The sequence below is a fragment of the Aceticella sp. 75b-Ac genome, assembly GCF_056032965.2.
In genome coordinates this window covers 644,112-670,427 of sequence record NZ_CM190971.1, presented here as the reverse complement: position 1 = coordinate 670,427, position 26,316 = coordinate 644,112, and the positions used below count along the sequence as shown (strand labels likewise).

General features: G+C 31.7%; 27 protein-coding genes, 1 tRNA gene, 2 pseudogenes and 1 other annotated feature. Of the genes and pseudogenes, 28 read left to right on the top strand and 2 right to left on the bottom strand.

Going from position 1 to position 26,316, the window contains the following annotated elements; genetic code table 11:
• Window positions 1-11 precede the first annotated feature (11 nt).
• Window positions 12-322 (top strand) — a binding site (T-box leader).
• A gap of 36 nt (window positions 323-358) precedes the next feature.
• The 18 genes and pseudogenes from trpE to AC0LWJ_RS03550 all read left to right on the top strand — a co-directional run bounded on the left by trpE (window position 359) and on the right by AC0LWJ_RS03550 (window position 16,334).
• Window positions 359-1,789 (top strand): anthranilate synthase component I, encoded by a 1,431-nt coding sequence (gene trpE, locus AC0LWJ_RS03635; protein ID WP_474237565.1) that lies wholly within the window; start codon window positions 359-361, stop codon window positions 1,787-1,789.
• The gene (locus AC0LWJ_RS03630) at window positions 1,790-2,377 is read left to right on the top strand and encodes an anthranilate synthase component II (protein WP_474237564.1); all 588 of its coding nucleotides are present in this window, start codon (window positions 1,790-1,792) and stop codon (window positions 2,375-2,377) included.
• Window positions 2,358-3,377, top strand: coding sequence for an anthranilate phosphoribosyltransferase (gene trpD / locus AC0LWJ_RS03625; RefSeq protein WP_474237563.1), 1,020 nt, complete (start codon window positions 2,358-2,360; stop codon window positions 3,375-3,377). Before AC0LWJ_RS03630 ends, trpD begins: the two co-directional genes overlap by 20 nt.
• Window positions 3,374-4,153 (top strand): indole-3-glycerol phosphate synthase TrpC, encoded by a 780-nt coding sequence (trpC, locus tag AC0LWJ_RS03620; RefSeq protein ID WP_474237562.1) that lies wholly within the window; start codon window positions 3,374-3,376, stop codon window positions 4,151-4,153. Before trpD ends, trpC begins: the two co-directional genes overlap by 4 nt.
• Window positions 4,153-4,764, top strand: coding sequence for a phosphoribosylanthranilate isomerase (locus AC0LWJ_RS03615; protein WP_474237561.1), 612 nt, complete (start codon window positions 4,153-4,155; stop codon window positions 4,762-4,764). Before trpC ends, AC0LWJ_RS03615 begins: the two co-directional genes overlap by 1 nt.
• Window positions 4,761-5,936: a tryptophan synthase subunit beta gene (gene trpB / locus AC0LWJ_RS03610; protein WP_474237560.1), complete on the top strand. Its 1,176-nt coding sequence runs from the start codon at window positions 4,761-4,763 to the stop codon at window positions 5,934-5,936. The genes AC0LWJ_RS03615 and trpB overlap by 4 nt, the downstream gene beginning before the upstream one ends.
• Window positions 5,933-6,721, top strand: a complete 789-nt coding sequence (trpA, locus tag AC0LWJ_RS03605) for a tryptophan synthase subunit alpha (RefSeq protein ID WP_474237559.1) — start codon at window positions 5,933-5,935, stop codon at window positions 6,719-6,721. Before trpB ends, trpA begins: the two co-directional genes overlap by 4 nt.
• 371 nt (window positions 6,722-7,092) lie before the next feature.
• On the top strand, window positions 7,093-7,332 hold the full coding sequence (locus AC0LWJ_RS03600; RefSeq protein ID WP_348771614.1) for a DUF5665 domain-containing protein: 240 nt from the start codon (window positions 7,093-7,095) through the stop codon (window positions 7,330-7,332).
• A 36-nt stretch (window positions 7,333-7,368) separates the two neighbouring features.
• Window positions 7,369-7,992, top strand: coding sequence for a TraR/DksA C4-type zinc finger protein (locus AC0LWJ_RS03595; RefSeq protein WP_474237558.1), 624 nt, complete (start codon window positions 7,369-7,371; stop codon window positions 7,990-7,992).
• Between the two features lie 94 nt (window positions 7,993-8,086).
• Window positions 8,087-8,162: transfer RNA gene (locus AC0LWJ_RS03590), tRNA-Trp, on the top strand.
• Between the two features lie 287 nt (window positions 8,163-8,449).
• Window positions 8,450-9,277: a deoxyribonuclease IV gene (locus tag AC0LWJ_RS03585; protein WP_474237557.1), complete on the top strand. Its 828-nt coding sequence runs from the start codon at window positions 8,450-8,452 to the stop codon at window positions 9,275-9,277.
• Window positions 9,278-9,562: 285 nt separating this feature from the next.
• Entirely contained in the window at window positions 9,563-10,141 is a 579-nt protein-coding gene (locus tag AC0LWJ_RS03580; protein ID WP_474237556.1) for an HD domain-containing protein, read from the top strand.
• Between the two features lie 93 nt (window positions 10,142-10,234).
• Window positions 10,235-10,459 (top strand): hypothetical protein, encoded by a 225-nt coding sequence (locus tag AC0LWJ_RS03575; RefSeq protein ID WP_474237555.1) that lies wholly within the window; start codon window positions 10,235-10,237, stop codon window positions 10,457-10,459.
• Between the two features lie 68 nt (window positions 10,460-10,527).
• Complete coding sequence (locus AC0LWJ_RS03570; RefSeq protein WP_474237554.1) at window positions 10,528-10,959, top strand: MOSC domain-containing protein; 432 nt, start codon at window positions 10,528-10,530, stop codon at window positions 10,957-10,959.
• 605 nt (window positions 10,960-11,564) lie between these two features.
• Window positions 11,565-12,836 (top strand): annotated as a pseudogene (locus AC0LWJ_RS03565) (PAS domain S-box protein); the annotation flags it as partial.
• Window positions 12,837-12,994: 158 nt separating this feature from the next.
• Complete coding sequence (locus tag AC0LWJ_RS03560) at window positions 12,995-14,578, top strand: IS1182 family transposase (protein ID WP_503031472.1); 1,584 nt, start codon at window positions 12,995-12,997, stop codon at window positions 14,576-14,578.
• Window positions 14,579-14,744: 166 nt separating this feature from the next.
• Window positions 14,745-14,930, top strand: a pseudogene (locus AC0LWJ_RS03555) (diguanylate cyclase domain-containing protein); the annotation flags it as partial.
• 249 nt (window positions 14,931-15,179) lie between these two features.
• A complete protein-coding gene (locus AC0LWJ_RS03550; RefSeq protein ID WP_474239088.1) occupies window positions 15,180-16,334 on the top strand; it encodes a geranylgeranyl reductase family protein in 1,155 nt (384 codons plus the stop codon).
• A 1-nt stretch (window position 16,335) separates the two neighbouring features.
• Here the strand turns inward: AC0LWJ_RS03550 and AC0LWJ_RS03545 are convergent, their stop codons facing one another.
• Window positions 16,336-17,259, bottom strand: coding sequence for an RNA-guided endonuclease TnpB family protein (locus AC0LWJ_RS03545; protein WP_474239085.1), 924 nt, complete (start codon window positions 17,257-17,259; stop codon window positions 16,336-16,338).
• A gap of 633 nt (window positions 17,260-17,892) precedes the next feature.
• A complete protein-coding gene (locus tag AC0LWJ_RS03540; RefSeq protein WP_474239083.1) occupies window positions 17,893-17,997 on the bottom strand; it encodes a hypothetical protein in 105 nt (34 codons plus the stop codon).
• Window positions 17,998-18,168: 171 nt separating this feature from the next.
• On the opposite strand from AC0LWJ_RS03540, the gene AC0LWJ_RS03535 reads away from it, so the two are divergent.
• The 10 genes from AC0LWJ_RS03535 to AC0LWJ_RS03490 all read left to right on the top strand — a co-directional run bounded on the left by AC0LWJ_RS03535 (window position 18,169) and on the right by AC0LWJ_RS03490 (window position 26,308).
• Entirely contained in the window at window positions 18,169-18,801 is a 633-nt protein-coding gene (locus tag AC0LWJ_RS03535) for a 7-carboxy-7-deazaguanine synthase QueE (RefSeq protein WP_474239080.1), read from the top strand.
• The gene (queC, locus tag AC0LWJ_RS03530) at window positions 18,802-19,491 is read left to right on the top strand and encodes a 7-cyano-7-deazaguanine synthase QueC (protein WP_474239077.1); all 690 of its coding nucleotides are present in this window, start codon (window positions 18,802-18,804) and stop codon (window positions 19,489-19,491) included.
• A gap of 46 nt (window positions 19,492-19,537) precedes the next feature.
• Window positions 19,538-21,514 (top strand): methyl-accepting chemotaxis protein, encoded by a 1,977-nt coding sequence (locus AC0LWJ_RS03525; protein ID WP_474239074.1) that lies wholly within the window; start codon window positions 19,538-19,540, stop codon window positions 21,512-21,514.
• 243 nt (window positions 21,515-21,757) lie between these two features.
• Window positions 21,758-22,468, top strand: a complete 711-nt coding sequence (gene rpsB / locus AC0LWJ_RS03520; RefSeq protein WP_474239071.1) for a 30S ribosomal protein S2 — start codon at window positions 21,758-21,760, stop codon at window positions 22,466-22,468.
• A 73-nt stretch (window positions 22,469-22,541) separates the two neighbouring features.
• A complete protein-coding gene (gene tsf / locus AC0LWJ_RS03515) occupies window positions 22,542-23,156 on the top strand; it encodes a translation elongation factor Ts (protein ID WP_474239067.1) in 615 nt (204 codons plus the stop codon).
• Between the two features lie 108 nt (window positions 23,157-23,264).
• Complete coding sequence (pyrH, locus tag AC0LWJ_RS03510) at window positions 23,265-23,975, top strand: UMP kinase (RefSeq protein WP_474239064.1); 711 nt, start codon at window positions 23,265-23,267, stop codon at window positions 23,973-23,975.
• Between the two features lies 1 nt (window position 23,976).
• Window positions 23,977-24,531, top strand: coding sequence for a ribosome recycling factor (gene frr / locus AC0LWJ_RS03505; protein WP_474239062.1), 555 nt, complete (start codon window positions 23,977-23,979; stop codon window positions 24,529-24,531).
• Complete coding sequence (locus AC0LWJ_RS03500; RefSeq protein WP_474239059.1) at window positions 24,528-24,707, top strand: hypothetical protein; 180 nt, start codon at window positions 24,528-24,530, stop codon at window positions 24,705-24,707. Before frr ends, AC0LWJ_RS03500 begins: the two co-directional genes overlap by 4 nt.
• Window positions 24,708-24,756: 49 nt before the next feature.
• Window positions 24,757-25,506: an undecaprenyl pyrophosphate synthase gene (gene uppS, locus AC0LWJ_RS03495; protein ID WP_474239056.1), complete on the top strand. Its 750-nt coding sequence runs from the start codon at window positions 24,757-24,759 to the stop codon at window positions 25,504-25,506.
• Window positions 25,466-26,308, top strand: coding sequence for a phosphatidate cytidylyltransferase (locus AC0LWJ_RS03490; RefSeq protein ID WP_474239054.1), 843 nt, complete (start codon window positions 25,466-25,468; stop codon window positions 26,306-26,308). Before uppS ends, AC0LWJ_RS03490 begins: the two co-directional genes overlap by 41 nt.
• Window positions 26,309-26,316 lie beyond the last annotated feature (8 nt).

The window sequence follows — 26,316 nt, the reverse complement described above, 5'->3', positions numbered from 1 at the left end:
AGTTTAAAATAGATAATTCGATGAGCAGGAAGAGTAAATATTGTTGATTAGTTTTAGCGAGTCCAGGAGGGTGTAAGCTGGGTACTATAGATGATATTGAATGGGCCTGTGAGATGAGATGTGAAATAATAAAGAAGTAGCAGTATCCGGGAGTCTACCGTTAAAAAGACAGGGTATCGAGAAATCTGTACCTGATAAAGTTGTTTTGTACGCATAGGTGGCATTACGGAATATAGCATTTCGTCCTGTATGGAGGAGTGCTTTTTTGCATTTGTGTACAAGACCAAATTGGGTGGCACCGCGGAGTCACTTCGTCCCATAAGATGAAGTGATTCTATTTTTTTGTGGAGGGATTTAGATGTTAAATATTTCTGAAAATGATTTTGAAAGTTTGAAAAGGAAAAAAATTGTATTTCCTGTGTATAATGAAATAAACGGTGATGAATTAACACCAATTAGCATTTTTTATAATTTAAAAGGTAATAATAAATTTTTATTAGAAAGTGCAGAAAGCGGAAAAGAATGGGGCAGATATTCCTTCATTGGTTCAGAGCCATATATGAGGATTAAAAGTTACGGTGAGAATATTGAAATAGTCAAGGATGGTTGTAATGATACAGCAAATGGGAAAGTACTTGATTATATTAAAAAGTTTGTAAATATTCCATATGAAAATATCGGTATGAGCTTTCCTTTTACAGGTGGAGCAGTAGGTTACGCCGGTTATGATATAATAAGGCAGTATGAAAAACTTCCGGATAAAAATGAAGATGAAATAAAGGTGCCGGAAGCATATTTCATGTTTTACAAAAAATTTATTTGCTATGACCATTTTAAGCATACAATATCTGTTATATATAATGTTTTTCCTAATGAAACACTTACTTATGATGGAATAAATAAGGAAATTGATACTATGCTAAACGATATTAATAATACGAATGTATATCATGATTTGCCATATTCAAAAAATAATATAGAGTTGAGCTCCAATTTATCAAAAGATGAATTTTGCTCTATTGTCGAAAAAGCAAAAAGGTATATTGAAAATGGTGATATATTTCAAGTAGTTTTATCCCAGAGATTTAAAGCAAAAATTACTTCTAAGCCCTTTGATATTTATAGAAGGTTAAGGTCGAAGAATCCTTCCCCATATCTGTTTTATATTGACTTTGAGGAATTTCAACTGATGGGGTCTTCACCGGAGAGCCTTGTAAGTGTTTTTAGCGATAAAGTTATAACAAATCCAATTGCAGGAACAAGACGCAGGGGGAAAAATCAGGAGGAGGATTTAAAACTTAAAGAAGAGCTATTAAAAGATGAAAAAGAAAGGGCAGAACATGTAATGTTAGTTGACTTAGGGAGGAATGATATTGGGAAGGTCAGTGAATTTGGAAGCGTAAAGGTAGAAAGGTTTATGGAGGTTGATTTTTATTCACATGTAATGCATATTGTTTCAAAAGTATCAGGAAAGCTTAAAAAGGGGTTAACCTATTTTGATGCTTTGGCATCATGCTTACCAGCAGGTACAGTATCAGGAGCACCAAAGGTTAGAGCAATGGAAATAATCGATGAACTTGAGAATGTAAGAAGGTCCTTTTATGCAGGTGCTACAGGATATTTTTCATATAATAAAAATATGGATATGTGTATTGCTATTAGGACTGCCCTTATAAAAGATAATACAGCATATATACAATCAGGAGGAGGTATAGTATATGATTCTGTTCCTGAGAATGAATATATTGAATCGTTAAATAAGGCTAAAGCATTAAAGGAGGTGCTGTAAATGCTGCTTTTAATTGATAATTATGATTCCTTTACTTATAACCTTTATCAATATATTGGAGAAGTATATGAGAATATTGAAGTAGTGAGAAATGATAAAATAAATATATCAGATATTTCCAATATGAAGCCGGAGGGAATCATTATTTCGCCTGGACCAGGCCGTCCTGAAGATGCCGGTATATGTATAGATGTTATAAAAACCTTTGGTAATAGAATACCGATTTTTGGTATATGCCTTGGGCATCAGGCAATAGGCTATGCATTTGGAGCAAAAATTATAAGAGCAGATTCCATTAAACATGGAAAAACATCACTGGTTAGTCATAATGGTAAAGGAATATTTGAAGGAATAAAAAACCCGATAGAAGCAATGAGGTATCATTCTTTAATCGTAGAAAAAGAGACGCTTCCCGGTGAATTATCAATTACTTCTACAACCAAAGACGGGATAATAATGGGTCTTAAACACAAAAAATACCCTATTTACGGATTACAATTTCATCCAGAGTCAATTTTGACAGAGGATGGCAAAAAAATTATTTATAATTTTGTGGAGGGGATATGTAATGTTGCAGGATGCAATTAAAAAAATAGTTATGGGTAATAATTTAACAGAAGAAGAAGCTCAAAAAGCAATGAATATGATTATGAAAGGGGGAATTCATCCATCTCTTGTCGGAGGATATCTTGTAGCTCTCAGAATGAAGGGAGAATCAATTGAAGAAATATCAGGTTCAGCCAAATCCATGAGGGACAATGCATTAAGGTTAAAACTGACATCGGATTATGTTATAGATACATGCGGTACCGGTGGTGACGGTGGAAAGACCTTCAATATATCGACAGCAGTAGCAATAATAGCATCGGCAGCAGGTGTAAAAGTGGCAAAGCATGGTAATAGGGCAGTATCAAGCAAAAGTGGCAGTGCTGATGTTTTGAAAGAATTGGGATTTAAAATTGATTTAGAACCGGAATTAACAAAAAAAAGCATAGATGATACTGGCTTCGGCTTTTTATTTGCACCAATATACCATGTGGCAATGAAAAATGTTGCTCCAATAAGAAAAGAACTTGGATTAAGGACAATATTTAATATGTTGGGTCCTTTGACGAACCCGGCATTTGTGAAAGGTCAGGTAATTGGTGTATATGATGGTAAATTAACACATCATATAGCAGAAGTATTATTAAAACTTGGTTTGGAAAGGGCTTTGGTTGTATATGGGGAAGATGGGCTTGATGAAATATCAACGGCAGCTCCTACTAAGGTAAGTGAAGTTAGAGATGGAAAAGTATTTGATTATTATATTGAGCCGCAAGATTATGATATTCCACTTGCAAAGACAAAGGATTTGCGAGGAGGTGATGCAAAAGAAAATGCAGATACAATTATAAATATTTTAAAAGGGGAAAAAGGAGCAAAAAGAGATATTGTAGTTTTAAATAGCGCTGCAGCCCTTTACGTAGGCAAGATGGTTGAAGATATAAAAGAGGGTATTAAAATGGCAAATAATCTTATAGATACAGGTTTGGCATTTGATAAATTTAATGATGTTCTTCAATATCAAAGGAGGATTCTGCAATGATTCTTGATGATATTGTGGCAAAAAAGAAAGAACAAATCAAAATTCAAAAAGAATTAAAACCAATTTCAGAGCTTATTTGCACATGCAATAAGGAATCAAGAGATTTTCCGGCTGCTATAAATAAAGATGAGATTTCTATTATTGCAGAAATAAAAAAAGCATCACCATCTAAGGGGATAATAGCAGCGGATTTTAATCATAAAAAAATAGCGGAAAGCTACGAAAAAATCGGAATTGATGCTGTATCTGTATTAACTGAAAGGTATTTTTTTCAAGGGGAAAATGAATATATAGATGATGTAAAGAACATAACGACAAAGCCTATATTGCGGAAAGATTTTATAATTGATGAATATCAAGTTTTTGAGTCAAAAGCTTTAAAGGCTGATGCTGTACTTTTTATTGTGGCAATACTGGGAAACAAAATAAAAAAGTTTTATGACCTTGCTAAATCCCTTGAGCTTTATTGCATTGTTGAAGTACACAATGAAACTGAATTAAATATTGCATTGGAGGCAGATTGTGCAATAATCGGAATAAATAACAGGGATTTAAATAATTTCAATGTTGATATAACGACAACAGAAAAATTAATAAGCAAAATAAATGGTGATAGATTGGTTGTATCAGAAAGCGGAATCAAAACACCTGAGGATATAAAATATTTAAGGTCTCTTGGTGTAAATGCGGTTTTGATTGGTGAAACATTTATGAGAATTATTGATGATTACAATAAATTAAATGATTTTATAATAAAATCTAAGGGTGAATATTAATGGTTAAGATTAAAATATGTGGTATAAGAAGAATAGAAGATATTGAGTATTTAAATATATTAAAGCCGGATTATGCAGGATTTGTATTTGCAAAAAGTAAAAGACAGGTTAAAATTGAAACAGCAAAGGCACTTATAGAAAAACTTGATAAAAAGATAAAAACAGCAGGTGTTTTTGTTAATGACGATAAGAATGATGTTCTTAATAAAGCTAATAGGTTAAACCTTGATGTATTGCAATTTCACGGAGATGAAACCCCAGAATATACCGATAATTTTAAAGGGTTTATTGTATGGAAGTCTATAAGGGTAAAAGATATCAGGGATTTAGAGTTAATAAAGCAATATTCTGTCGATGGAATACTGTTTGACAGTAAAATCGAAGGAAGCTTTGGAGGGACAGGAATTCCATTCGATTGGAATATTTTAAATAATCTAAGAATGGATAAACAATTGATACTTGCAGGAGGATTAAATTCAGATAATATATTAAGGGCTATAGAAATAGTTAAGCCGGATATTGTTGATATTTCAAGCAGTGTTGAGACAGAAGGATATAAAGATTATAAAAAAATGAAAGAATTTATTGAGAAAGTGAGGAAAATATCTTGAAGGGAAGATTTGGGAATTTTGGTGGTCAATATGTGCCAGAAACGATTATGAATGCTTTGATTGAATTGGAAGAAGAATATAATAAGGCAAAAAATGATGAAAAGTTTATGGAGGAATACAGGTATTATTTAAGGGAATATTCCGGAAGACCTACTCCACTTTATTTTGCAGAAAATCTTACTAAAAAGCTGAATGGTGCAAAAATTTATTTAAAAAGGGAAGATTTAAATCATACAGGGGCACACAAGATAAACAATGTACTTGGTCAGGTATTACTGGCAAAGAAAATGGGTAAAAAGAAGATAATAGCAGAAACAGGTGCTGGTCAGCATGGTGTTGCTACAGCGACAGGTGCGGCTATGTTTGGAATGGATTGTGAGATATTTATGGGGGAAGAGGATATAAGAAGGCAGTCATTAAATGTATTTAGAATGAAACTTCTCGGTGCAAAGGTTAATTCGGTAAAATCAGGTACTGCTACACTTAAAGATGCCGTTAATGAAGCAATACGCCATTGGGTTACACATATTGAGGATACATTTTATGTTATAGGTTCTGTAGTAGGACCACATCCATATCCAACTATGGTAAGGGATTTTCAAAGAGTAATAGGGGATGAAGCAAGGGAACAAATCTTATTAAAAGAAGGCAGGGTTCCGGATTATATTATTGCATGTGTTGGCGGTGGCAGTAATTCAATGGGAATATTTTATCCTTTTATTAATGACAGATCAGTAAAATTAATTGGGGTTGAAGCCGCAGGTTTAGGACTCAATACAGATATGCACGCTGCTACGATAGCAAAGGGTTCTATTGGTGTACTTCATGGCATGATGACATATCTTTTGCAAAATGATGAAGGACAGATTATGCCGGTGTATTCAATTTCAGCAGGACTTGATTATCCGGGTGTAGGACCTGAACATTCTTATTTGAAAGATATAGGAAGGGCAGAATATCAATCAGCGACAGATGAAGAAGCCTTAACTGCATTTATGGACTTATCTCATATAGAAGGTATAATTCCAGCACTTGAAAGTGCTCATGCAGTTGCATATGCTATGAAGTTAGCACCAAAATTAAGTAAAGATAAAATCATTATTATTAATTTATCTGGTAGAGGAGATAAAGATGTAAATACAGTTGCTAAGATAATGGGGGTGGAACTATGAACAGAATTGATTTAAGGTTTAAAATATTAAGAGAAAAAGGTCGTAAAGCAATGATTCCATTTATTGTTGCAGGTGACCCTGAGATAGAAACAACGGTTGAACTTGTTGAAGCAATGGATGAAGCTGGTGCTGATATAATAGAACTGGGTATACCATATTCAGATCCTCTTGCAGATGGACCTATTATACAAGCTTCATCAACAAAAGCATTGTCAAATGGTGTCAAAATACCAGATATTATGGAGGCAGTACACAAAATAAGAGAAAAATCTGATGTTCCATTAATCTATCTTGTTTATTATAATTCTGTTTTTAGATATGGGATTGAAAGATTTATGCAAGAAGCAAAAAAAGCCGGCATTGATGGACTTATTATACCTGATTTACCCCTTGAAGAAAGGGAAGAACTGATGAAAATTGCAGGTAATTATGAAGTTTATTTAATACCCTTGGTTGCACCTACATCACAGGAACGTATTAAAAAGATATGCGAGAATGGGAAGGGGTTTGTCTACTGTGTTTCAACAACAGGTGTAACCGGTGTAAGACAAGATATTGAAACAAATATAAAAGATTATATGGATATAATATCGAAGTATACAGATATGCCTAAGGCACTCGGCTTTGGAATATCAGGCAGTGAAATGGCAAAAAAATTTAAGCCGTATTGCGATGGAATTATTGTTGGAAGTGCTATTGTAAAAAAAATTGCCGAAGGCAAAAATAAAACAGAGATAATAGATAATGTTAAAAAATTTGTAAAAGAAATAAAAGATGTGTTATAAATTTTTATGCTTATGTTTTTATAGATTAAAGGTGCTAAGTTTATGCACTTTTAATCTATAAATTTATCATTGGTATGCTAAAGGATGCAATTAAAGCTATAACCATTATTATCACAATAATTAAAGCTATATACCTATGCCAGCTATTTTTATTATTATATTTTTTCATACAAACACCTCAATATATTATTCGTTAATCCGTAAAATATAAAATCTCCTTATATTTTATCATATATTAATATTTTATAAAAATAAAACATAAAAAATTCATAAATTTATATAACAAAAGGAAAAATAATTACAAGGAGGAATTGAATTTGACTAAGGACGAAAATATTATATTAATAAAAATAAAAAAGCAAATTGATAACATGTCGGAAATGATGGAAAGAATGAAGATTGCAGACTATGTAGAACTTATGCAAAGTCCCTTCAGACTTTTGTGGCTAAATTTTATTGGAGGTCTTGCACGCGGTTTTGGCATGGCAATAGGTTTTACCTTACTTGGAGCAATCGTGATCTATATTCTTCAAAGAGCAGTCCTACTAAATTTACCGGTAATTGGTAGCGTAATAGCACATATAATTAAAATAGTTCAGCAAAATTTATAATGGTTTAAAAACTAAAAAACTTATGGAGGAGTTTGTATGGATAATAAAAAGCGGAAATATTTTTTACAAAGATTATTAGAAGAAAAAGATAATGTAATTAATATTATAGATGAAATGAAGAATAATGATGGAATAGATAAAATAGCTGAAAGGGAATATTTTCAAGAATTATCCCTTGCAGATAATCATCCTGCAGATATAGGTTCAGAAGTATATGAAAAGGAAAAAAATCAAGCATTAAAAGATAATGCAAAACATATTTTAAGACAGATAGAAGATGCACTTAGCAAAATAGGATCAGACCAGTACGGTATTTGTAATCACTGTGGAAAAGAAATAGAAAATAAGCGGCTTGAAGCCATCCCTTATACCCCCATCTGTGCTGAATGTGCTAAAAATAATGATATTAAGCTGAGAGATTTAAAATTTTCAAGACCTAATGAAGAAAGAGCGATTAAATATCCTTTTGGATGGGGATATATGGATTTTAAAGATGAAAATCAATTTGATGCTGAAGATGCAAATCAAGCAGTTGCAAGATATAATAAAACTAAAGCTGGTCTTGACAATTATGATGAGGATTATGATGATTATAATTCTGGTTATGTAGAAGAAACTGATAAAATAAGCAATGAAGCTTATAAAAAATCAATTGAGTAATAAATGAACAATATCAATGTTGAATTTTTATACAAAAAATTTTAACATTGATATTGACTAAATATAACTATTATAATATAATATTATTAAACGCAGGGGAGTAGCTCAATTGGTAGAGCGGCGGTCTCCAAAACCGTAGGCTGCGGGTTCAATTCCTGTCTCCCCTGCCATTTTTATGCTTAGAATCAAGGCTTTTCGGCTTGGAATAATATGTTAAAGTTTGATTTGCTAACATTTTGCTAACATAATAAATAAAAATACATACATAAAAATAAACATTAAGATTAAAACAAATCAGCTACAAAAAAGGTTAAAAATTGTTAAAGATGTTTATAAAGTAACAAAGGGAACTAAACAAATGATAGAAAGATGTGGCTATACAGAAAATAATATCTCTGAACTTGTAAAAGAAATAAGGAATACTAATGTCTGTCCCTCTGTCTGAAGGAGGTTAATTATGTTTATAGGATGCCATTTGTCGGTGTCAAAAGGATATGAAACAATGGGTAAGGAAGCTTTAAAATTAGATGCGAATACATTGCAGTTTTTTACACGCAATCCCAGAGGTGGTAAAGCAAAAGACATCGATCCAAAGGATTGCGAAGCTTTATTAAATTTAATGAAGGAAAATAATTTTTCAAAAATTGTAGCACATGCACCATATACATTAAATCCCTGTGCATCAGATGAAAGAACAAGAGTATTTGCATTGGAAGTTATGTCGGATGATCTTAATAGGATGGAATATCTACCACATAATCTTTATAATTTTCACCCTGGCAGTCATGTAAAACAAGGAGTTAATGTGGGTATAGATTATACAATAAGTTTGCTTAATAAAATACTTAAACCAGAGCAAACGACAATCGTATTGCTTGAAACGATGGCAGGAAAAGGAACAGAAATAGGAAGGACATTTGAAGAATTAAGGAGGATCTTAGAAGGTGTTAATCTTATAGAAAAAATGGGTGTTTGCTTTGATACGTGTCATGCATATGCTGCAGGTTATGATATAGTAAATGATTTAGATGGTGTTTTAGAAGAGTTTGATAAAATAATAGGACTTAATAAATTATATGTGATACATTTAAATGACAGTAAAAATCCATTCGGAAGTCATAAGGACAGGCATGAAAAAATTGGAAAGGGTTCAATCGGTATTAAAGCATTAGCTAAGGTTATAAATCATCCAAAATTAAGACATTTGCCATTTATATTAGAAACGCCAAATGATTTATCTGGTTATGCGGATGAAATCAAGATATTACGCGATTTATATAAATAGCAGTATTTTAAAAAAGGTGACACAAAATTAAAATCTATTTCTGATTCAAACCACGTCATTTCTTTAAATCTTTTAATCTCATCAATTACATTTTTTTATTTTCATCATTAATAACAAGACCGCATTCACAATAGTCCGGTACCATATTAGGTCTCTGACCGCCTCTTACGTACTTAATCACAATATCTCCGGATTTTTTCTTAAAATCTTTTACTACATTAATTCAATAATACATATTATTGTGATATAATTCTACTTGAAATAATTTCAAGGAGGGTATACAAAATGGATGAGTTTGTTCCAAATAGGGAAGATGCATATAATCTTTTAAGGAAATATAACAAAAATGAAAGCTTGATACACCACGCTTTAGCCGTTGAAGCAGTTATGAGGCACTTTGCAGAATTATTTAATGAAGACAAAGAAAAATGGGGCATCATAGGGTTACTTCATGACCTTGACTATGAAATATACCCTCACGAGCACTGCAAGAAGGTTAAAGAAATACTTAAAGAGAATAATTATCCTGATGATTATATAAATGCGATAGTAAGTCATGGATGGAAAATATGCTCTTCTGTAGAACCAACTGAAAAAATGGAAAAAGTTTTATATTCGATTGATGAACTAACGGGTTTGATAACTGCTACTGCACTTATGCGTCCAAGTAAAAGCGTGCTTGACTTAGAAGTAAAATCAGTCAAAAAGAAATGGAAACAAAAAGGTTTTGCAGCAGGTGTAAACAGAGATATCATTAAAGAAGGTGCGGAAATGTTGGGGATGGATCTAAACCAAGTTATTGATGAAACAATAAAAGGTATGTGTAACGTTGCGGATAAGATTGGCTTGAAGGGAAATTTATAAAATATTAACATTTTTCCCATTGACTTAATTTTTTAAAGCAGTCAAATATTGTTGACTAAATATTAACAATATTATAGTATAAGAAGGGATAGCTTGAAAAGATTCATTTCAAGAGATAAGGGAAGCCTTAAAAGATGGGAAGCAAAACTGATAGGTAAAGACCCTAAAACAGGAATACCTACACTCTGTATAGGTGATTTATGCTGTGGTTCGGTGGGATTTTTAATAAAAATGCTTCAGAAGATAGAACACTACCTTTTAAATAAATTAACAGGAGACAAGAAACAATATGAAGAACTTTTTGAACAGTGGAAATAGCGGGACATTTAGAAATGAGAAGTGCGATGTGTGAAGTGAAAATATACAGTTACAATGGAGGTTAACTTATGGGCAAGATAATAGCTGTTTGTAAGAGCGAAAATAAAGGTGAGCGCAAGGTAAATGTAGGTTCTGTTCGCCTTGTGGAAAACTTTGGAGTAAAGGGCGACGCCCATGGAGGTAACTGGCACCGCCAGGTGAGCCTTCTGGCCATGGAAAGCATAGCTAAAATGATAGAAAAAGGCCTGAAAGTTGGTCCCGGGGATTTTGCCGAAAACATCACCACCGAAGGCATAGACCTGGTGAGCCTACCCGTGGGCACAAAGCTCAGGGCGGGAAAAACACTGCTGGAGGTAACCCAGATAGGCAAGAAATGTCACGCCAAATGCGCTATATATGAACAGGCTGGTGACTGCATCATGCCTCGGGAGGGTATATTTACAAAGGTGCTGAAAGGTGGGGTCATATTCGCTGGAGATAGTATAGATGTGGTGATGTAATAATATTGAGTATGGTATAAAAATAGATATGAGCATAATTAAAGATAAATCAAAAACAAAAACCAAAATAGGTACGATATGTAAATGATAAAGGCTAAAAAATATACTTGAACATTTAAAATTTAATAAGAGGAAAACAAAAGCTAAAAAAGGGCATAAAAATCCCGTAAAAGATGAATGGTAAAAACTGATAAATATTTGAGTTGTAAAATTAAGCTAAACGCTTTAAACCATCAAGTGACCTTGTTTTATCAAAATCACCTGCTTTAACAGCAGCTATAGCAAGAGCTAACAAAGTTATTTTTTACCATTAAAGTATTTAGGATGTTGCAATTATTTTTTTCAACTTTTTGCATTTAATTATTGCAAAAAACATTTGTTTAGTGTAAGTACATATATATGATATAATCAAATGTGATATACTAAGACATTATCATAAATCAATCACTTAATTTGCATTTGAGCGAAAAATTTTTATTGTGTCTTCAAATAAAAAGAGTATAATTATATCCTGAGAATAAAAGTGTTAACTAATTTGCAAAAAATATACAAAAATATTTTTATACTAAGTCTGCTAAAATTGAGTTAATTGGAGGTATTAATTGATGGACAGTGCTTTCCCCAAAAAGGTCCTGATTGTAGAAGATAGTAAATTTAACGCTCAAATAACGGCGGATATTTTAAGCAAATATAGATACAAAACAGAAATAGCCTCAACGGGAGAAGAAATTGTGGAAAAGATAAACAACAACCAAAGTTATGATTTAATCATTATGGATATAGAACTTGGAGGAACAATCGACGGAATAGATGCAGCTCAAATAGCTCAGCAGCATAAAGATATTCCAGTTTTATTTTTAACTGCAAATGCCAATAAAGAAATAATGGAAAAAATCCGATCAGTTACAGCTTACGGTTATGTCCTCAAAGGTGTGGACGAATGTGTACTCATATCTCAAATAGAAATGGCTTTTAAGCTCTATGAGGCAAAAAAACAGATAAAAAAGAGAGAAGAATTGTTTCACAGTATGTTTGAAAGCCATGATGTAATGATGCTACTTATCGAACCCGAATCAGGACGCATTATTGATGCTAACAAAGCTGCTTGTCATTTCTACGGTTATTCCAAAGAAACCATGCTGCAGATGGATATAGAAGCTGCTATTGGCATTTTTACCATAGATGGTTGTCAAAAATGTTCGGAAGTTTTAAAGAAAGGCTACAGTCCCTGTATTTGTCTTCAAAAATTAGGTGACGGAAAAAAGAGATTAATAAAAACATATTCATCTCTTTTAGATTATCAAGGAAAAACATTGATGTATCTGATTATCTTTGACATTACTGAAGAATTGAAAGCAAGAAAAAATCTTGAATTTTATAAAAAACTTTTTGAAGATTCACTCAATGAAATTTACATATTTCATTCAAAGACATTAAAATTCATTGAAGTAAACCGTGGGTCAAGGGAAAATTTGGGATATACTGAAGAGGAGTTCGAAGAAATGACTCCTCTTGACTTAGAACCTGAGTTTACATTAAAAAGTTTTAAAGAACTTCTTCAGCCGATTTCTAATGGAGAACAGAAATTAATCATATTTGATACAATGCACCGCAGGAAAGATGGTTCTTTATATCCAGCAGAGATTCACTTAGAACATATAGAATTTGGAGAAGAAAAAGTATATGTTGCACTTGCTGTTGACCTGACAGAGCACAAAAGGATAAAAAGAGACTTAAAAGAAAAGAACGAAATTTTAAGTACTATAATGGAATATGCTGGAGATGCTATTATTATGATTGATTATAACGGTAAAGTGACCTTCTGGAATCCTGCAGCGGAACGTATACTTGGTTATTCAAGAGATGAAATACTAGGAGTCCACTCGAAATCATCAATCACAAATTAACAAATATGTTATTGAAAACCATATAATTTACAATAAAAAATACTCCTGAACACATATGAAATAAGCACTTAAGAGCTATTTTTATGATATAATATAAATAATATAATAAGAAAAATGTGGTGATAAAAATGTTAGGAAAAGCAGACAGACAAATGTCATTTTCAGATTATTGGTTACTTGGAAAAATTTCTGAAGATAGTTATTATCATAGATTAAGAACATGGGTATTTAATAATCTTAATGAAGAAATGTTTCAGCCACTTTTCTCATACTATGGCAGAGAATCCATATCTCCGGTATATACATTTACAGCGATGCTGATACAATTTGAAAAAGGATATTCTGATCGTGAAATGGAAGAAGAATCACGATTCGATGACAGAATTAAATATGCATTAACCGCACCACGGGATTTTGATGGAATAGATGCAGTAACATTATGTGATCATAGAAAAAGACTGTTTAACAGCGAAATAGGAAAAGAAATATTCATTAAAACAATTAGTCAGGCAAAAGAAGTAGGACTGTTTGATAAAGACAACTTACACATAATAGATTCATTCATGATTTGGGGTTCCTGTGCCAGACAAGATACTTACACTATGATATACCAAGGGATAAAGATGGTTCTCCGTTTCATGAAGTTTTACGAAATGGAAGATGAATCGAAAAAAATACTGAAAAGAACAGATTATAAAGAAAATATCAAAAAACCCAAAATAGCATGGGAAAACGAAAAAGAAAAAGCAAAATTACTCGAAGAACTTGTTAAAGATGCACTATCACTCGTAGAAAATATAAAAACAAAAAAAGATATAAAAGATGATTTAAAAAAAGCAATTGAATTATTAGAAAGAGTAGCATTACAAGATGTTGAAATAACAAACGACGGGCATGTAAAAATGATAAAAGGAACAGCAAAAGACAGAATAATATCAGTAGTAGATGATGAAATGCGCCATGGAAGAAAGACCTCATCGAAATTATCAGATGGATACAAAGCTGAAATTATAACAGGAGGAGAAAAAGGCTCAGTAGTAGTAGGAATAGAAGTTGATGGAGCAAATATAGCAGATGGAGAACATATGAGTGATCTTATAGAACAAAGCCGAAGAAACGGCGTTGATATAGATAAACTGTATGGAGATTGTGCATATAGTGACTTTGAAGAAATAGAAAAAAGGAAAGAAGAAGGAACAGATTTTTGCATTAGAGTGCCGGAAGCAACAAATCCAAGTGGAGGATTTTCAAAAGAAGAATTCAAAATTGATTTAGAAAAAGGAACAGTAGAATGTCCCAATGGACATATAAAACAATTTGATACTGAAAAAACACAAAAACATGAGCAAGTTACAGTGAAATTTAGAGCAGAAGAGTGTAATGATTGTCCGCTAAAAGACCAATGTACAAAATCAAAAAAAGGGAGAACAATAAATATACATCCGTATGAAAAAGAAATACAAGAACAAAGGGAATATCAAAAAACAGATGAATTTAAAGAAGACTATGCAAAAAGACCGAATGTAGAAAGAAACATATCAGAACTTACCAGGCATGGCGGACGTAAAGGAAGGTATAGAGAAAAATTAAAAATAAGATGGCAAATGATAATGGTAGCAATAAACAATAATATCAAAATAATAACGAAACATATTTCTAAAATTTGTAATAGACAAATTAAGAAGGGGGAAGTCTGCCCAAAAACGGCTTAAAGAATGGTTAAGGATATTAAAAATAGCAATAACAGGTCAATAAAGCCATAATATACATATTAAAATCAATAACAAAATCATATATATTTCTTTGAATAGAGATTATTCTGATAATTTATGCGATGATAAAAATTCTTAACCGGCAGATAAGTTATTTTCGAGTGGACTCCTAGCTGAAGAGCTTAGAAAACAGGTAAGTACGATGGAATTAGAAGGAATAGACAGAGTAACAGCAAGCTTTGGTGTAACTGAATACAGGGACACTGATACCATTGACACGGTTTGTTCACGAGTAGATAATATGCTTTATGAAGCAAAAGGTAAAAGAAGAAATTGTGTAAAAAGAGGGTAAAAATGTGCTGAAATATTTTACATAGAGGGGGGCGTAAATGGCAAGTACTTTTCGATAAATTTCGGAAAATAATTTTCTTGAATTTTTTCCAGTTATAAAAATAAAAAAGCCTTTTTTCAGGCATTTTTAAGGCTTATTAATGATAATTAAAACTGCTTAAAAAATTGATCAACTGACTTGTAATCAGCTTAAATCAAAGTTTTCACGAGATGTACAAGCATAATTATAATAATTATGGAGGCAGATTAAATGTATGATACGATTATAATTGGCAGTGGTCCTTCTGGTTCAACATTGGCTAGAAAATTATCAAAAGATGGCTATAACGTATTATTAATAGAAAAGTACAGTTTGCCGAGGTATAAGGCTTGTGGTGGTGGCATAACATCAAGATGTTATAAATTAATAGATTTAGATATAGACAACTATATTGAAGATATTACCTATAAGATTTTATTTGTATTCGATAATAATGAATCTATTTGTTTGAAGGTGGATAAACCCATTATTTATCAAGTCGATAGAATTAAATTTGACAAATACCTTGTTGATAAAGCTATTGAATATGGATGCAAAGTACATGATAATGAACGATTTTTGGATTTTTATGAAACTGATAAAGGTATTATTGTAAAAACCGATAAAAATAAGTATAAAGCAAAAGTTTTGGTAGGTGCTGATGGGGTTAATAGTAATGTTGCATATAAAGCAAATTTGACAAACAGGAATAAGGGTATAGCGGTTGAAGCTGAGGTATATGTAGATAAGCAAAATATTGTAGAAAAAAAAGGAGAAGCGGTAGTAGATTTTAGTATCATTAATGGTGGATACGGCTGGATATTTCCTAAAAATGATAGGCTATCTATTGGTGTGGGAACTTTTTTAAACAAATTATCTGATATAAAGGAAAGACTTGATGACCTACTTGCCAAAAATATGATTGACAATAGCACTGAAATTAAAATATATGGACATCAATTACCTTTTCCGGATGGCAATGAAGGAATTTACAATAGTGAAAAAATAATACTGGTAGGTGATGCCACAGGACTTGCAGATCCATTTACGGGAGAAGGTATATATAATGCAATACTTACAGCTAATATAGCATATAATGTTATTGATAGATATTTAATTAAGAAATGCAAACTTGATGAATACACAAATAAGATAAATAAGGAAGTTATCCCTGATATCAAATGGGCATACAGATTATCATTATCTGTCTATAACAATATGTCATTGATGCAAAAAACAATTAGATCTTTTCCAAATGCATTATCATACTTTATAGATATAATGATGGGGGATAATAATTATATTAATTTTAAAGCAAAAGTGCCTTTATATGCTGCACATCTTAAGAAATTAAAAGCAAAAACTCAAATTCTGATTAGTATGTGAACTACATCGCCAATAAATTGGCGAGCTTCGTGCTCCCAATGAAACCTTGATGAAAGTTCCACCGGTACGCAACTGGAGTGTCCAACCCCACTACTGCCGTGACAGGTTTCCCCATCCTTTGCAGATACTTTTTCATTATATTGTATGCTCCCACACAATCAGCATTAAACAGTTTGTTTTCTACAATATACAGCCCTCTTTGTTTGCGATTTGCTTTATTTGCAGTTTCTTTGCTTATTTCTTTTTCATAAGGGCTGCATTGACTTGTATAGCTTTCTTCTTGTTTTTCTACAATTATTCCTTTATCTTCTGCTTTGTACGTTATCAGGTTTTCTATTTTTTCAAAAGGCCATTTGTGGAGTTTTTGATTGTTTACGTGTCCTATATCTTTGTTTTCTCGTATATAAGTTATATCTCCTATTATTATTTTTGCTGCTCCTTCTTTTTCTGCAATTTCTACAACACGCTTTGTAGCTGTATGAAGCAGATGTTTTATTTGTTTCCTTCTTTTTGCATATAGCGTCACGATTCTCTTCGTATCTTTGTGGTATTTGTCTTTATTTGCTGATTGCCCAGCATATGCTATGGATTGATAGTATGCTATCATTTTGTCAAAATATCTGTTTATGCTTAATAATTGTCTGCCTGATATGATAAATGTCTTGCCTGTTGTTATATAGCATGTCATAAGGTTATTTATACCCAAATCTATACTCATATATATTTCATTATCTTCTTTCTGTGTGATGAGCGGCAGCTCGGTAATAATATGAACCTTATATATCCTTGTTTTGGATAAAGGCATTATTTCGATGACTTTGGGACTGCCGCTCAGCTTTTTATATTCACTGGGTATTGTTATGTAAAGATAATCAACGTTTATATCGTATTTTTCTTTTAAGTGTTTTTTCTGCTGTTTGGGCAAAGATAATCTTATTTTACCGTCAATGATTTTAAATCCTTTGTTTAATCATCTTACATTGAAATTTGTATGTTTGTATCTTGGTGGTTTTGGATTTTCTATTTTACCTGTTTTTCTTAATTTATGATATGACTGCCATGCTTCATGAAGTTGTTTTAATGTTTCTTGTGCTGATTGTGATGGCAGGTTTTTATACCAGAAGTTGTTTTTTAACCTTGATTTTTGGTCATACCAGTCAGGGTATTTTTTGTCTTTATTCCAATTCTTTATTTCATAATTTGCTACATTCCATAGTTTTGATGAAGCATATGTTAAGGAATTTAGGATTATGGTTTGTTTTTTATAAGGACTGCTTAAATTTCTGACCTCTCATATCCGATTTTTGACTTCTGTTTTATACACAAGTTCTTGCATGAATAAGATTATTTTTCTTCATACACATAGTATATAATAGTGTATTAATAAAGTCAATTATAAGCAGTATTTTTCGATATTTATATCATCATAAAACCGGCTTTCATCTCTCCAATAAATTGGAGAGGATTCCCGCCGGTGGATCCTAAAAGTCACTCACAGGTCTTACACGATTTCCAAAGGAGTATATTCGGGTGGAACCTTCCCTACGTGGATATATGCCTATACTATTTGTTTTAATCCTTCATGCAGTATGTTTATCGCAGCATTTGTATTCCTGTCTATCTTCACTCCGCATCCATCATATTTATGTAATCTTACAGACAAGTCTTTTTCTACTAAATTTCCGCATCTTCTGCATTTTTTGTGTTGTGTATGCTGGATTTACCTTATGGAGATTTCTTGCTTAATTAGTGTTAAAATCCAAGCATAAATGGTATAATAATAAAAAAATATATTTTCTTGATAAATAAAAAATAATACAGAGGGAGATGTTTAATGTATAAAATCAATGAAATATTTTTAAGTATACAGGGGGAAAGTATATCACAGGGTTATCCAACCGTTTTTGTTAGATTTACAGGTTGTAATTTAAGATGCTCCTATTGTGATACAAAATATGCATATTATGATGGAACTATCTATAATAAGGATGATATAATTAAGGAAATAAATAAGTATAGTTATAAAAGAGTTTGCATTACTGGTGGCGAACCCTTACTCCAGCATAATATACAGGATATTATTGATATGCTTAAAGGTTATGAAATGTCAATTGAAACAAACGGCTCAATTGATTTGTCACAATTCAAATTACATAAAAATCATAGATTTGTAATGGACATGAAAGTACCTTCATCAAATTGCAGTGATAAAATGTATTTTAAAAACTTTGATTATCTAAAAGAAGAAGATGAGATAAAATTTGTTATAGGCGATAGAAATGATTATAACTGGTCAAAAGAAATAATAAAAAAATATTATAAAAAAGGACTAATTATTTTTACACCAATATTCGATATAATAAATATAAAGGATATTGTAAAATGGGTGCTTGATGACAGACTTGATGTAAGAGTACAAGTACAGTTGCAGAAATTTATATGGGGGAAAAATGAAAGAGGTGTTTAGATGAAAAAGGCAGTTATATTGTTATCAGGTGGAATGGACAGTACTACCTGTATGTCAGTTGCATATAAAGAAGGATATGATATGTATCCCATTTCATTTGACTATAACCAGAGGCATAAAAGAGAATTAGAATGTGCAAAAAATGTTGCAGAATTCTACAAGGTAAAGCAACATAAGATTATAAAACTTGATAATGTTGGTGGTAGTGCTCTTACGGATTTTACAATTGATGTGCCTGATTACAAAGGTGATTCAGAAAAAATACCTGTGACTTATGTGCCTGCAAGGAATATTTTATTCTTAAGTTATGCTGTGGGCTATGGGGAAGTAATAGATGCTGAAGCTATATTCATAGGTGTAAGTTCTGTGGATTACAGTGGATATCCGGATTGTAGACCTGAGTTTATAGAAGCATTTCAAAAAGTAATTAATATAGGGACAAAAAGAGTGGTGGAAGGTAGGCCTATAAAAATAATTACACCCCTTATAAACTTGACAAAGGCTGAAACAGTAAAACTTGCAGTAAAAAATCAAGCACCTCTTCATCTTACTACTACTTGTTATAAAGGAGGAGAAAAAGCATGTGGTATTTGTGATAGTTGCAGACTTCGTATTAAAGGTTTTAAAGAGGCTGGAATAAAAGACCCAATAGAATATGAAATTGAGATTGACTGGAAAGATAGTAAATAATATAAAACAGAATTATAAAAATATAATGATTATTGGAGGTTTTATAGTGAGAAGTATCAAAAGTAAACAACTTTTACTTATAGCTGCTGTAGTGAGTATTTCACTTGCTATTACAGGGTTTTATGCTGTAAATATATCCCAAAGCATACTAAAATCGAAAATAAACAATTCAAATCAAGCAGCATTATCCGTTGTTAATCAATATATGGATTTATTCAAAGAAAATACTGAGATGTTTTTATTGCAGCTATCAAAGTCAGATGCTGTAGCAAATTATGATGGAAGTGCTGAAAGTTTACAAGCTGTCTATAAAAAAATACAGGATATAAAAATTAGTAATCCAGAGATTAAGAATGTGTATTTCGTTACAACAGATAATAAAACAGTCATATATCCTCAACAGGATTTAAAAAATGTTAATATGACTCAGAGACCTTGGTACATAGATGCAGTAACTTCTGATGGAAAGATATTATGGACAGAACCCTATACTGATTCCTTAACAAAAGATCAGGAAGTCACATTATCAATGTCAGTTAAAGGAGCCGATGGCAAATTAATCGGGGTATGTGGTATGGACATAAGCCTTGAACACATTGCATCAAAATTACAAAATATTAAAGTTGGTAATACAGGATATATATATTTGCTTTCAAAAGATGGTATATTCTTAACACATCCTGATAAAAAAATGATAGGAATAAACATTAACAAATATGATTATGGTAACAAATTAATGTCTTTGAAAAATGGCATGTTCGAATATGTATTCAATAATCAACCAAAATTTGCAAGTGTAAAACTACTTGATAATTTTGGATGGAGGGGAGTAGTGGCAAATGAATCCACTGAACTTACCAATGATACAAATAAAATAAGGAATTCTGTAATTATAATCATGATAATATTCTTATTATTAGGATTATCAATTTCATATTTTTATGTGAATTCTATAACATCTGCTTTAAAAAAGATTATGTACGCAATGGAAACAGCTTCAAGAGGTGACATAACGGTCAGAACAAATATAAGCGCAAAAGATGAAACAGGTGTATTATCAAGAAGTTTTAACAATATGATGGAAAGTCTAAAAACATTAATAAAAAATATATACGGGATAGCAGGTTCTGTCAATAAAACCTCTGAAAATCTTGCTATAGGTTCTGAACAAGCTTCGCAAGCAATGCAGGATGTTGCTGCTGCTATTGAACAGATTGCAGAAGGCGCATCAAGTCAGGCAAAAGATGCAGAAAACAGTGCGAATGCCGCTATAAACCTTAGCGAACTTTTAGATACATCCGCTGATAATGTAATACATATAAATGAGGAAATGAATAAGATAAGTATTAATTCAAATAATGGTTTGAAGGCTATAAATGACCTTATCGAAAAAACTAATAAAAGTATTGAGGCTAATAGAGAAGTTAATCAATCAACAGTTTATCTTCATGAAAAATCAAGAGAAATAGGTAAAATTGTTGAGGCTATTACAGAAATAGCTGACAGGACTAATCTCCTCTCATTGAATGCTGCAATTGAGGCTGCAAGAGCGGGAGAAGCAGGACGAGGTTTTGCAGTAGTGGCAAATGAAGTTAAAAATTTAGCGGAACAGTCTTCAGAGGCTGCAGGTAATATTGGAAATCTGATATCTGAAATTCAAAGGAATATTGAAGATACTACAAAAACCGTTGATGAATCAAGCAAGATTACAAATCAGCAAACAGATGCTATTTTTGGCACAAAACAGATGTTTGAAGGCATAATAGGAACTGTCAAACTTATAGCAGAAAAGGTGGAAAATCTTAATCAGGCATTTAAAGAAATTGAATCACACAAAGATAAAATTGTAAATTCTGTTCAGGATATTGCAGCAGTATCAGAAGAAACAGCAGCATCATCAGAAGAAGTATCTGCAACATTTGAAGAACAAACCGCAATCGTTGAAGAAATGTCTTCGACAGCCGATGAACTAAAAAAATATGCAGATACGCTTTTAGAATCAGTTAAGAGGTTTAAAGTTTAATCAAATTAATAAATATTTTAGCTATTTTAGATTTAGGACATAATCAAAAGTGGTATATCAAAACATTATCATAAACCAATCATTGTGTATTTGAAAAATATAAGAAATGTATTGACATTTTAGCTATTATATTATATATTTATTCGTGGATAAAGACACACGTTCAATGATTATAAAAAAGGGTGCCTAAAATGGTTTTTTTATAAGATGACTTGAACGGAGGAATAACCAGGAGGTGAAATTATGTCAATAATATCAATGAAACAATTATTAGAAGCAGGTGTACATTTTGGTCATCAAACGAGAAGATGGAATCCTAAGATGGCTCCTTATATTTTTACTGAAAGAAATGGTATATATATTATAGACCTGCAAAAAACAGTTAAAAAATTAGAAGAAGCCTATGATTTTGTAAAACAACTTTCAATGGATGATGGAACAATTCTTTTTGTTGGAACAAAAAAACAGGCACAGGATTCTGTTAAAGAAGAAGCTGAAAGATGTGGCATGTATTATGTAAATCAAAGATGGCTTGGTGGAATGCTGACAAATTTTAAAACCATTAGAGGCAGAATTGAAAGGCTAAAAGCTTTGGAGAAGATGGAAGAAGACGGGACATTTGATGTATTACCCAAGAAAGAGGTAATAAAATTAAAGAAAGAACAGGAAAAATTAGAAAAGTATCTTGGTGGTATAAAGGATATGAACAGACTTCCATCTGCACTATTCATAGTTGACCCTAAGAAGGAAGCTATAGCTATTGCAGAAGCAAAAAGCCTTGATATACCGGTAGTGGCAATTGTTGATACAAATTGTGATCCGGAAGAAGTTGATTATGCAATTCCAGGCAATGATGATGCAATTCGTGCAGTTAAATTAATTGCTTCAAAAATGGCAGATGCTGTTATAGAAGGAAAACAGGGGGAACAGTTTGCTGCCTCTGTAGAAGAATAATATACACAAAAGTGGTAAGGAGCATAATCATATCCTTACCACTAAATTATATTAAAGAATAGGAGGAAAAACAGTGATAACGGCAGAGCAAGTAAAAGAATTAAGGGAGCGTACAGGTGCTGGCATGATGGATTGCAAAAAAGCCTTAGTAGATTCAAATGGCGATATAGATAAAGCGATTGATATACTGAGGGAAAAGGGATTAGCATCAGCAGCAAAAAAAGCAGGCAGAGTTGCAAATGAGGGACTTGTTGATTCATATATCCATGGCGGAGGAAGAATAGGCGTACTAGCCGAAGTAAATTGTGAAACAGATTTTGTTGCAAATACAGATGATTTTAAAAACTTCGTCAAAGAAATATGTATGCAGATTGCTGCAGCAAATCCACGATACATAACGAGAGAAGACGTACCCCAAAGTGTTATTGAAAAGGAAAAAGAAATTATAAAGGCCCAATCATTAAATGAAGGCAAACCAGAAAAAGTCCTTGAAAAAATAATAGAAGGTCGTCTGGAAAAATTTTATAAGGAAAATTGTCTTTTAGAACAGATTTATATTAGAGATAATGAGAAGACGGTTAAAGACTACCTAAATGAAAAAATTGCCAAACTTGGTGAAAACATAATAATCAGAAGATTTGTTAGATATGAAAGAGGCGAAGGTATTGAAAATTCTTCTGAAGAATAATAAAATTAAATAGGCAACCAATAAAATAGGACACGGTTGTGTCCTATTTTAAAATATTAAAGAAGGATATTAGAAAATTTTATAGAATTCATAAATGGGGTGTTTTTATTGTTAACAAAATATAAGCGTATAATTTTAAAAATTTCTGGCGAAGCTTTATCTGGCAAGAATAGTTATGGTATTGATTTTGATACAGTAAGTTTAATTGCCGATCAGATAAAGGAAGTAAAAGAAATGGGCGTTGAAATAGGAATGGTAGTTGGCGGCGGCAATATATGGAGAGGCAGAGAGGGAATAGGTATGGACAGAACAACTGCAGATCATATGGGAATGCTGGCAACTGTTATTAATTCCCTTGCTCTTCAAGATGCACTTGAGCATAGGGGTGTTGAAACAAGGGTGCAGACTGCAATTGAAATGAGGCAAATAGCAGAACCATATATACGAAGAAGGGCCATCAGACATTTAGAGAAAGGAAGAGTAGTAATTTTTGCAGCAGGAACTGGTAATCCATTCTTTTCCACTGATACTACAGCCTCGTTAAGAGCTGCCGAAATTGACGCGGAAGTTATTTTGCTTGCAAAGAAGGTAGATGGCGTATACGATAAAGATCCGTTAAAACATGAAGATGCAATTAAATTTGATGAATTGTCATATTTAGATGTTTTAAATAAAGGACTTAAAGTTATGGATTCTACAGCGACGTCCCTATGTATGGATAATAAAATTCCTATAATCGTTTTTGATTTAACTGTTCCTGATAATATAAAAAATATTTTAATGAATCAAAAAATAGGTACTGTTGTTAAGGAGGATTAAAATGAGTGATATACTAAAAACCAGTGAAGACAAAATGAAAAAATCTATCTTAATACTTAAAAATGAGTTAATGGCAATAAGAGCAGGCAGAGCAAATCCATCCATTCTTGACAGAATATCCATCGACTATTACGGTACAATTACGCCAATAAATAAGCTTGCAACAATAACGGCCCCTGAAGCAAAAGTTATTGTCATACAGCCATGGGATACATCAAAATTATCAGATATTGAAAAAGCTATTCAAAAATCTGATTTGAATATTAATCCGACATCAGATGGGAAAGTAATAAGGATGGTATTACCGGATTTGACAGAAGAAAGAAGAAAAGAACTGGTAAAATTAGTTCGCAAAAAGGGAGAAGAAGCTAAAGTTGCGATTAGACAAATAAGAAGAGATGCGAATGATGCAATTAAGAAAATGGATAAAAATGGCGAAATATCCGATGATGAAAAATCAAAAAAGGAAGAAAATGTACAAAAGCTTACAGATAAATATATAAAAAAAATCGACAGGATAATAGATGCAAAAGAGAAGGAGATAATGGAAATTTGATTGATATTATAGGTATGGATCTATATGATGCAATAAAACTTCTTGAAAAAAATAATTTAAAATATAAAATAATTGAAACGAGATCGGTTTATAATTATACAGGTTATCAATATAGGGTTGTTAATGTGAAAAATATTAATAACAATGAAATAACCGTAATAATAGCAAAATTTTAACCCCTCATTTTTGAGGGGTCTTGCCTATGTAATATGAGGAGGAAATTTAATGTTTTTTTTAAACAAACGTAAAATTGAAGCTAAAAATAAAATAAATATGAATAATATACCAAAACATATTGCAATAATAATGGATGGCAATGGAAGATGGGCAAAAAAAAGAGGATTACCAAGAATCTTTGGACATAAGGCTGGAATAAAAACAGTAAAAAAAATAGTTAAGGTCTGTTCAGATTTATCTGTAAAATATTTAACCTTATATGCATTTTCGACAGAAAACTGGAAAAGACCGACTGATGAGGTCAATGGATTAATGAATCTTTTAATTGAATATCTATCAAAGGAGGTTGATGAGCTTAATAAAAAAAATGTAAAAATTATTTTTATTGGAGACCTTTCCAAAATACCTGATAAATGCAATTATGAGATATTTAAAGCTGAAGAAAAAACAAGAAATAATACAGGGCTTATTCTAAATATAGCGTTTAATTACAGTGGAAGAAATGATATAATTAAAGCTGTCAAGAAAATTTGTGATAAAGTAGTATCAGGACAACTAAAAACATCCGACATAAATGAAGATATTATTAATGAAAATTTATATACATACGGACAGCCTGATCCCGATTTAATCTTGAGACCAGGTGGTGAATTGAGATTGAGTAACTTTTTGATTTGGCAGTCTGCATATTCTGAACTATGGTTTTCAGATGTATTATGGCCGGATTTTAATGAAGATGATTTAATAGAGGCAATTGTTGAATATCAGAAACGCAATAGACGATTTGGCGGTTTATAACGAGGGAGTTGAATTTATGCTTAAAACAAGAATAATAAGTGCTGCAGTTGGATTACCTCTGATTTTTTTTATTGTATTAAAAGGCGGGGTATATTTACAATTTTTTTTAATTTTATTAAGCATGATTGGATTATACGAATTTTATAATGTTCTAAAAAATATTGATATCATTCCAATTAAAATTTTTGGGTATTTGTCAATTCTATTCTTTTATTTAACTGAAAATTTAATGGACAATAAAGATATCTTGATATTAATTACTATGATAATTTTCAGTGTTCCTATTTTTATAAATAGATATAATATAAAGGATGTTTCTCTAACTATTATAGGTATTATATATGTTTTATTCTTTTCGTACATAGGAAAATTAAGAGAATTAAATGAAGGATATTTAATAGTATGGTTTGTTTTTATTATATCATGGCTGACAGATACGTTTGCTTATTTTACAGGTAGGTTTTTTGGAAAAACTAAATTATGTTCTATTTTAAGCCCTAATAAAACATTGGAAGGTGCAATAGGTGGGATATTTGGTTCGATATTTGGAAGCATAATTTTTACGTATCTTTTTTTTGATAAACTTAAAATAAGTATATTATTTGTTTTAGTTTTAAGTATATCTGGAAGCGTTGTTGCACAAGTGGGTGATTTATTTGCATCTTCAGTTAAAAGGTATTGTCATATAAAAGATTATGGCAATATAATACCCGGACATGGTGGAATTATTGATAGGTTTGATAGTATACTATATGTAGCACCATATGTGTATTTTATGTTTAACTATTTGCATATGAAATGAGGCGTTAA